The following is a 7,947-nucleotide window of genomic DNA, read 5'->3' as shown; positions in this document are numbered from 1 at the left end:
CCAGCTCCGACACTGTGCGCTCGCCTTTCAGCGCCTCTAACGCAACACGCGCCTTGAACGCCGCGTCATGGTTCCTGCGTTTCTTCATGTTCTGATCTCCTCGTTCTTGGAGACCAGCAGACGTCAGATCGTAGCTTCCGTCACTGTCCGATTTTCGGGGAGTAGCTCAGGTTGTTTGACACCACGATTTCCAGCGCAAGGATCGCCACAAGCACGATCAGCGGGGCAAAATCGATGCCCCCCATCCCCGGAACAAAGCGACGGACGCGGGTATAGACCGGTTCAAGAATCCGGTTCAGCCCGTTCCAGATTTGCCAGACCAAAGGTTGGCGCAGGTTCAGCACGTTGAAATTGATGAGCCAGCTCATGATGACATGGGCCAAAACGATCCATTTCGCGAGATGGATCAGCATCAGAACGATTTCGAGAAGGGAAGTCATGCGCGTCACCCACTATCTGTTGTGTGAGAGGTAACGTCTGACCCTAAAAAGGGCAAGGGATTGTAAAGGGGCCTGCCGTTGCATCGCGCTTGACCTTTGCGGCGGCGGCGGGCAGGCACAGCACAATCAGGCGCAGGGCAAAGAGGTGCTGCATGTATCCCTACATCCGCATAGCCAAAGAGCTGTGGAAATTCCGCCGCAGCCCGCGGCTGTCGATCCTTGAGCCGCATATCAGCACGCATCTTGTGTGGCCGTGGGATCTGGATCCGTGGCGCGAGTTGAACAACGGCCGAACGCTGACGCTGTTTGATCTGGGCCGGATTCCGATGTCGGTGCGGATGGGGTTTGACCGCGTGGCCGAAGCCAAAGGCTGGGGCATAACGGTGGCAGGAAACTCCACCCGCTATCGCCGCCGGGTCACCGTGTTTCAGAAACTGACGCAGGTTAGCCGGGTTTTGGGCTGGGACGCGCGCTTTGTCTATCTGGAGCAAAGCTTTTGGCGCGATGGGGAATGCACGGCATCCATGCTCTTGCGGTCGGCCTTCATCAAAAAGGGTGGGATGGTTCCGCCGCATGAGGTTCTGGTGGCCCTTGGTCAGCCCACCGAAAGCCCGGACCTGCCCGATTGGGTCAAAGCGTGGATCGCCGGCGACGCCGAGCGTACCTGGCCACCCGCTTTGCCGGATGCCGCAATGGCGGCGGTGCAGTCTTAAGGCTTTTGCTTGCCAGCTTGCCCGGTTTCGGGCCTTATCCCCGCAAAGGCCGACAAAAGGCCGGTTCAGGGGGGAACGGGATGATTTCGCCACGCAAGCGCATCTGGGGATGGTGGTTTTTTGACTGGGCAAGCCAGCCCGTCAACACGCTGCTATTGACCTTTATCTTCGGTCCCTATTTTGCCGAAGTGGCCCGGGGCTATTTCATGGGCACGGGCATGGAAGAAGAGGCCGCCAAGGCCGCCGCGCAAAGCTATTGGGCCTTTGGGCTGACCATCACCTCGCTTGTCATCATGGTTCTGGCCCCGATCTTGGGTGCTATTGCCGACAGCACCGGGCGTCGTCTGGTCTGGGTGTGGTTCTTCTCATTGGTCTATGTCGTCGCGGCTTGGGCGCTTTGGTATGTGGCCCCGCGGGGTGAGATTGGCACGCTGCGCTGGGCCTTGTTCTTCTTTGGCCTTGCGTTCTTGTCGATGGAATTTGCCACCATCTTTACCAACGCGCTGATGCCGACGCTGGTCGAAGACAACGAGATGGGCCGCCTGTCTGGGAATGGCTTTGCCTTTGGCTATCTGGGCGGTCTGATCGCGCTGTTCGTCATGCTGTTGCTCTTTGCCGAAGGGGCGAGTTCGGGCCGCACGCTGATTGGGCTTGATCCGGTGCTGGGCCTTGACGCTGAGGCGCGCGAAGGCACGCGCGCGGTCGGGCCCTTCTCGGCGGTGTGGTATTTGGTGTTCATGATCCCGTTCTTCCTGTGGGTCAAAGAACCGAAAACCGGGTTTGGCCGCGTGAACCTGAGCGGCGTCTTTGCCAGCGTGGTCGAGTTCATCCGAGGCCTTGTGCATCGCCGGAGCCTTGCCACTTATCTGGGGTCTTCGCTGTTTTACCGTGATGCGCTGAACGGGCTTTATGCCTTTGGGGGCATTTACGCGTCGAACGTGTTGGGCTGGGAGGTGACGCAGATTGGCATCTTTGGCATCGTCGGTGGGGCAACGGCGGTGTTGACCAGTTGGCTTGCCGGTAAGATGGACAGCCGTCGCGGGCCAAAGCCGGTGATCGTCTGGTCGATTGTGGTGCTGATCGTGGTCTGTTCGCTGATCGTGGGCATGGACCGTGAGCAGGTCTGGGGCATGCCGCTCGACTCGGCCTCGTCCACGCCGGACATCATCTTCTTCATCTGCGGCGCGCTGATTGGCGGGGCGGGCGGGCCGCTGCAATCGGCCAGCCGGACCATGCTGTTGCGCCACACCACGCCGGACCGTGCGACCGAAGCCTTTGGTATGTTCGCGCTTTCGGGCAAGGTGGCCAGCTTTATGACGCCGCTCTTGATTGGCCTGTTCACCCATTTCAGCCAATCGGCAAGAATAGGCATCGCGCCCGTCATCCTTCTTTTCCTGATCGCGTTGATCCTGCTATTGTGGGTCAACCCGAAAGGCGAGAATGGATGATTGGTAGACTGGTTTTGATGCTGCTTCTTTCGGCCCCGCTTCCTGTTGGGGCCGAAGCTTTGGCGAACAAGCTTTTTGGATCGATGGCCGCGCCCAGCCAGCAAGAGGCGATGCCGATTGGCTCTTATGCCCGGGGCTGTTCGGCGGGGTCGGTGGAACTGCCGGAAAGCGGGCCCACATGGCAAGCCATGCGCCTGTCGCGTGAGCGGAACTTTGGCCATCCGATGATGGTGCAATACCTGATGGACCTGTCGCAACAGGCCGCCGGGTTGGGCTGGGGCAAGGGGCTTTACGTCGGTGACATCTCTCAGGCGCGTGGCGGGCCGATGACCTCGGGCCATGCCAGCCATCAGATCGGGTTGGATGCCGATATCTGGTGGCTTGCGCCGCAGCGGCTGAACCTAAGCCGGGCTGAGCGGGAGAACCTGTCATCGATCCCCATGCGGTCGGCTGATCAGCGAACGGTGACCGACAGTTGGGGGCCAAAGGCGCATGCGCTGTTGCGCGCGGCCGCGAGTGACCCCCGGGTGGACCGGATTTTCGTGGCCGCCGCGATTAAGGTTGAAATCTGCAAAACCGCCTCAAAGGCTGACAAGCCTTGGCTGCAGAAGGTGCGCCCTGTCGCAGGCCATGACACGCATTTCCATGTGCGGCTGAAATGTCCGAAAGGGGCGCGGCTGTGCGAGACCCAAAAGCCTACAGTAAGTGAGTTATCCAAGGGCGGCATGGGCTGTGATGACACGCTGATGTGGTGGGTGACCGATTATCTGAACCCGCCCAAGGATACCAAGAAGAAGAAACCCAAGGCCGAGGACGAGCCGAAGAAAAAGCATCCGCGTCAGTTCACCATGGCCGACTTGCCGCGCCAATGCCGCGACGTTCTCGCCTCACCGTAGCCCTTGGGTTGGCGCTTCTGTCTGGGTTTCAGGGCAGCGCCGAACCCAGCCCGCCCGAGGGGTTTTGGGGCAGCCATGTCTGGCACATGGCGGACAGCGCCTTTGGAGGGCTGTCCGCGATTGAGCTTTCGGAAGACGGTCAGAGTTTCGTGGCGCTTGGCGACAAGGGCATGTTTCTGCGCGGCACGCTTCAGCGTGATGGGACTGGCCGGATTGTCGATGTTTTGGCTGGGCCGATCCGGCGCTTGCGGGCCGCGGACACCGGCGAACCGCTGGCCAGTCGGCGGTCCGACAGTGAGGGGCTGGCCATTGGCCCTGATGGTCAGGCCTTTGTCTCGTTTGAAAACCGAAGCCGGGTGGCCAGCCTTGACCTTGAAACCGGGTTGACCCGCGATCTTGATCCTCATCCCGATTTTGCCACCCTACCCCGCAACGGCGCCCTTGAGGCTTTGGCGATTGGGCCGGATCTTCGACTTTACGCCCTGCCTGAAGATCCGGCGGGTGGTCGAATTCCGGTTTACCTCTGGGACAAGGGGGTTTGGGATGCCAAGCTGACCGTGCCGCGACGTGGCCGTTTCTTGCCTGTGGCCGCCGATTTTGGCCCGGATGGGCGGCTTTATGTTCTGGAACGGGACTTTCGCGCGCTGGGTGGATTTTCCAGCCGCCTGCGGCGGTTTGATCTGGGAGCGGACGGATTGACCGGTGAGGCCACGCTTCTTGAAACCCCCTTTGCGCTGCACGACAATCTTGAAGGCCTGTCGGTTTGGCGCGACGATCAGGGGGTGTTGCGGGCTACGATGATTTCGGACGACAATTTCATCTTCGTCCAGCAAACCCAGATTGTTGAATATCGCCTGTCCGATTGACCTTGCCCCCCGATTGGCGCTAAGCCGCCGCGTCGCCTGATGCGGCGCCAAGTCTCCGCGACCTTGTAAAAAACGGAACAGACATGAAACAGCTTCTGCCCGGCATTCTTGCCATGGCCGCCATTGTTGTGGCCTCGAATATCCTTGTGCAATTCCTTGCCGGCCCTTGGCTGACATGGGGGGCCTTTACCTATCCTTTCGCTTTTCTGGTCACCGATCTGACCAATCGCCTGTATGGCCCTGCCGCCGCGCGCCGCGTGGTTCTGGTGGGCTTTGTGGTGGGCGTGATCTGTTCGCTGATCGGCTCGCAGATCATGGGAGAGTATGGCCCGCTCGTTAGCTTGCGTGTGGCCATCGGCTCGGGTGTGGCCTTCCTTGCCGCACAGTTGACGGATGTGGCGGTGTTCAATCGACTGCGTGCGGGCGCCTGGTGGAAGGCACCGCTTGTGTCGACGCTGGTCTCGTCGTCACTGGATACAGCGATCTTCTTTACCATCGCCTTTTCGGCGGCACTGACCACGCTGGAACCGGCGAATGATGTGTCCTGGGCCGGAGAGATGCTGCCGCTTTTGGGTCTTGGCCCGGTGGCACCTCTGTGGGTGTCCTTGGCCGTGGCTGACTGGCTGGTGAAGCTTCTGCTCGCGATTGCGGCACTGCTTCCCTTCCGCATCATTGTTGCAAGGTTGATAGCACGGGTTGCGTAAAAACTGTTGACGAACACAAAATCTGTGTCAGGCTCAGCTTATCGGCAACCATTTGAAAGGAGGTGATCCAGTGTCTAGAGTGATATTGGAGAGACGTGTCGGGACAGTCATGGGGGGTGTCTTCTAAGGGCAACCCCTTAGGATACAGACCACAAGATTGGATGACCCATCCTAACTGGCTCATCTCCTTAGATCTCGGAAAGGGTTGCCGCGTGTCGGCAACCCTTTCTCTTTTCTGCGCACCCCGTTAGCCTGCCACCATGCTGTGGATCACCGAAACCCTTCACATCGCCGACTGGGAATTGTCGGAAAGCTTCATGCGGTCTTCGGGGCCGGGGGGGCAGAATGTGAACAAGGTGTCCACCGCCGTTGAGCTGCGGTTTGAGGCGGAACGCTCGCCCCATCTGTCGCCCGCCGTGAAGGCGCGGTTGAAAAAGATCGCTGGGCGCAAATGGACGCTGGAAGGCGCGTTGATCGTGCAGGTGGAAGATACGCGGTCACAGGCGCGCAACCGCGAGATTGCCCGTGAACGGCTGGCCGAGATGATCCGCTCGGCACTGGTCGCACCCAAACGGCGCATTGCCACCAAGCCAACCCTTGGCAGCCAGCGCCGCCGCATCATGGCCAAGGTGCAGCGCGGCGAGGTGAAGTCTTTGCGCGGCAAAGTGGGGGATGAGGAATGAGCGAAACCTTGATCGACCGCCGCGCCCGGCTGATGGGCCCCAATGTGCCAACCTTTTACCGAACGCCCGTTCACATTGTGAAGGGTGAGGGCGTCTGGCTGTGGGATGCGGCAGGCAATCGCTATCTGGATTGCTACAACAACGTGCCCCATGTCGGCCATTGCCACCCCCGTGTGGTACAGGCGATCTGCGCCCAGGTCGGGCAGTTGAACACCCATACCCGCTATTTGCATGATTGGGTGCTGGATTACATCGAACGCCTGACGGCCACCTTCTCGCATGGCATCTCGCAGGCGATTATGACCTGCACCGGGTCTGAGGCGAATGACATTGCTCTGCGCATGGCGCAGGCCGCCACTGGGAAAACCGGGATCATCGCCACGGATGCGACCTATCACGGCAACACGATGGCGGTCAGCCAGTTGTCGACGCGCAAGCCGCCGATTGGCGGGCGCTGGCCGAATGTGCGGCTGGTCCCCGCGCCCGACAGTTTGAGGCGCCCCGATCCGGACGGGTCGATTTTCGCGGGCCATGTCGCTCAGGCGGTGCAAGAGTTGGAAGCGGCGGGATTTGGCTGTTCGGGCATCCTCCTTTGCCCGATGTTTGCGAATGAAGGTTTGCCAAGCCTGCCGCAGGGCTGGCTGAACAAGACGGTCGACATCATCCGCGCCGCTGGTGGCATCGTCATTTCGGATGAGGTGCAGCCCGGTTTTGGTCGTGCGGGCAGTCATTTCTGGGGCCATGACAAACTGGGCTTTGCGCCAGATGTGGTGGTTATGGGCAAACCGATGGCCAATGGCCATCCGGTTGGCGCCGTGGCGACGCGGCCGGATGTGATGGCGGCCTTTCGCAACGCGTTTTCGTATTTCAACACCTTTGGCGGCAACCCGGTGTCTGCGGCGGCGGCCTTGACCGTGCTCGATGTGATCCGCGATGAGGGCTTGCAAGATAACGCCGCCCGCGTTTCGGCGCATGTCGCCGAGCGTATGGCTGCGCTGCGCCACCCGCTTTTGCGCGACACGCGGTCGAACGGGTTGTTCTTTGGGGCGGAGTTCATCTTGGATAACGGCCAGCCCGCCACCCGGTTCTGCGCCGATCTGGTCGAAGCGATGGTGGCCAGCGGCGTGTTGATGAATGTGATCGGCGCGGGGCGGAACATTTTGAAGATCCGCCCGCCGATGCCGTTCTCGCTTGAAAACGCTGATGTCTTGATGGACCGGCTAGAGGCGGCCCTGACCTCCACCCCGGTGCCCGTATGATCGAAACCCTTGCCCAAGAGGCCGCCCAGCACTGGGGAGGCGAGTCTCCGCGACTGATCCGCAACCGCGAGAATGCGGTGTTTGAGATCACCTTGCCGACGGGCCCGGCGGCGCTGCGGCTTCATCGCATGGGTTATCAGTCAGATGCCGCGATCTGGTCTGAGCTGTGGTGGTGTGCGGCATTGGCCGCTGAAGGCGTGGCCGTGCCAGCGGCTTTGCCCAACCTGCGGGGCGATCTTCTGGTGACGCTGTCGAATGGTCGCAAGGCCAGCGTGATCTCATGGGTCAAGGGTGAGGCGCTGGGCATCGCTGGCGAACCGTTCGAGCTGCCTTTGCCGGTGCTTCTGGACCGCCACCGCGCTTTGGGTCGCTTGGTTGCCGAATTTCATGCTGCCACCGCACAGCTGACCCTGCCCGAGGCTTTCACCCGCCCGCGCTGGGATATTCCGGGTCTGGTGGGTGAAGCCCCGTTCTGGAGCCGGTTCTGGGAGCATCCCGAGGCGACCCCTGACCAGCGCGCCACGCTGATCCGCGCCCGTGCCTTCCTCCGCGAGCGGTTGACGGACCATGCTACTACGGCCGCCATCGTGCCAATCCACGCTGATGTGCTGCGTGAAAATGTCTTGGTGAACGATCATTCGCTTTCACTGATCGATTTTGACGATTCCGGCTGGGGATTTGCCCTTTATGACCTTGGAACCGTCCTGTCGCAGAACCTTTATGAGCCCGCCTACCCCGAAATTCGCGATGCGCTGATGGAGGGGTATGGCACCTCTGATCGTGCGATAGTCGAAATCTTCACCCTGGCGCGCACCTGTGCCTCGGTGGGGTGGACGATGCCGCGCCTCGCCCCCGGAGACCCCGTGCATCCGCGCCATCTGGCGCGCGCCTGCATGTGGGCCGAGACGATGTTTGCGCAGTACGGCTAATGTGCTGAA

Annotated in this window: 9 protein-coding genes; 8 read left to right on the top strand and 1 reads right to left on the bottom strand. The window is 60.9% G+C overall.

The window, feature by feature from the left end; genetic code table 11:
- Positions 1–140: 140 nt before the first annotated feature.
- Positions 141–440, bottom strand: coding sequence for a YggT family protein (locus AC72UB_RS12270; RefSeq protein WP_505190041.1), 300 nt, complete (start codon positions 438–440; stop codon positions 141–143).
- Positions 441–592: 152 nt separating this feature from the next.
- Here AC72UB_RS12270 and AC72UB_RS12265 point away from each other — a divergent pair, with 152 nt between their 5' ends.
- From AC72UB_RS12265 to AC72UB_RS12230, 8 genes are all read left to right on the top strand, one after another.
- Complete coding sequence (locus tag AC72UB_RS12265) at positions 593–1,153, top strand: acyl-CoA thioesterase (protein WP_463290244.1); 561 nt, start codon at positions 593–595, stop codon at positions 1,151–1,153.
- Positions 1,154–1,233: 80 nt separating this feature from the next.
- Positions 1,234–2,601 carry an MFS transporter gene (locus AC72UB_RS12260; RefSeq protein WP_505190040.1) on the top strand — a complete coding sequence of 456 codons (1,368 nt, stop codon included), beginning with the start codon at positions 1,234–1,236 and terminating at the stop codon, positions 2,599–2,601.
- Complete coding sequence (mepA, locus tag AC72UB_RS12255) at positions 2,598–3,497, top strand: penicillin-insensitive murein endopeptidase (RefSeq protein ID WP_505190039.1); 900 nt, start codon at positions 2,598–2,600, stop codon at positions 3,495–3,497. The genes AC72UB_RS12260 and mepA overlap by 4 nt, the downstream gene beginning before the upstream one ends.
- The gene (locus AC72UB_RS12250) at positions 3,470–4,363 is read left to right on the top strand and encodes an esterase-like activity of phytase family protein (RefSeq protein ID WP_505190038.1); all 894 of its coding nucleotides are present in this window, start codon (positions 3,470–3,472) and stop codon (positions 4,361–4,363) included. The genes mepA and AC72UB_RS12250 overlap by 28 nt, the downstream gene beginning before the upstream one ends.
- An 83-nt stretch (positions 4,364–4,446) precedes the next feature.
- A complete protein-coding gene (locus AC72UB_RS12245) occupies positions 4,447–5,067 on the top strand; it encodes a queuosine precursor transporter (RefSeq protein ID WP_505190037.1) in 621 nt (206 codons plus the stop codon).
- A 260-nt stretch (positions 5,068–5,327) separates the two neighbouring features.
- Positions 5,328–5,750, top strand: coding sequence for an alternative ribosome rescue aminoacyl-tRNA hydrolase ArfB (arfB, locus tag AC72UB_RS12240; protein ID WP_505190036.1), 423 nt, complete (start codon positions 5,328–5,330; stop codon positions 5,748–5,750).
- A complete protein-coding gene (locus AC72UB_RS12235; protein WP_505190035.1) occupies positions 5,747–7,009 on the top strand; it encodes an aspartate aminotransferase family protein in 1,263 nt (420 codons plus the stop codon). Before arfB ends, AC72UB_RS12235 begins: the two co-directional genes overlap by 4 nt.
- Positions 7,006–7,938 carry a phosphotransferase enzyme family protein gene (locus AC72UB_RS12230; protein ID WP_505190034.1) on the top strand — a complete coding sequence of 311 codons (933 nt, stop codon included), beginning with the start codon at positions 7,006–7,008 and terminating at the stop codon, positions 7,936–7,938. Before AC72UB_RS12235 ends, AC72UB_RS12230 begins: the two co-directional genes overlap by 4 nt.
- Positions 7,939–7,947 lie beyond the last annotated feature (9 nt).

Origin of the sequence: Allotabrizicola aquatica (SeqCode), assembly GCF_965194375.1 — a bacterium.
Taxonomy (GTDB): Bacteria; Pseudomonadota; Alphaproteobacteria; order Rhodobacterales; family Rhodobacteraceae; genus Tabrizicola_A; species Tabrizicola_A aquatica.
This window is presented reverse-complemented; position numbering and strand designations above follow the sequence as displayed.

Coding starts and splice junctions, on each gene's coding strand:
- AC72UB_RS12270 (WP_505190041.1), bottom strand. CDS start 440: ATGACTTCCCTTCTCGAAATCGTTCTGATGCTGATCCATCTCGCGAAA.
- AC72UB_RS12265 (WP_463290244.1), top strand. CDS start 593: ATGTATCCCTACATCCGCATAGCCAAAGAGCTGTGGAAATTCCGCCGC.
- AC72UB_RS12260 (WP_505190040.1), top strand. CDS start 1,234: ATGATTTCGCCACGCAAGCGCATCTGGGGATGGTGGTTTTTTGACTGG.
- mepA (WP_505190039.1), top strand. CDS start 2,598: ATGATTGGTAGACTGGTTTTGATGCTGCTTCTTTCGGCCCCGCTTCCT.
- AC72UB_RS12250 (WP_505190038.1), top strand. CDS start 3,470: ATGCCGCGACGTTCTCGCCTCACCGTAGCCCTTGGGTTGGCGCTTCTG.
- AC72UB_RS12245 (WP_505190037.1), top strand. CDS start 4,447: ATGAAACAGCTTCTGCCCGGCATTCTTGCCATGGCCGCCATTGTTGTG.
- arfB (WP_505190036.1), top strand. CDS start 5,328: ATGCTGTGGATCACCGAAACCCTTCACATCGCCGACTGGGAATTGTCG.
- AC72UB_RS12235 (WP_505190035.1), top strand. CDS start 5,747: ATGAGCGAAACCTTGATCGACCGCCGCGCCCGGCTGATGGGCCCCAAT.
- AC72UB_RS12230 (WP_505190034.1), top strand. CDS start 7,006: ATGATCGAAACCCTTGCCCAAGAGGCCGCCCAGCACTGGGGAGGCGAG.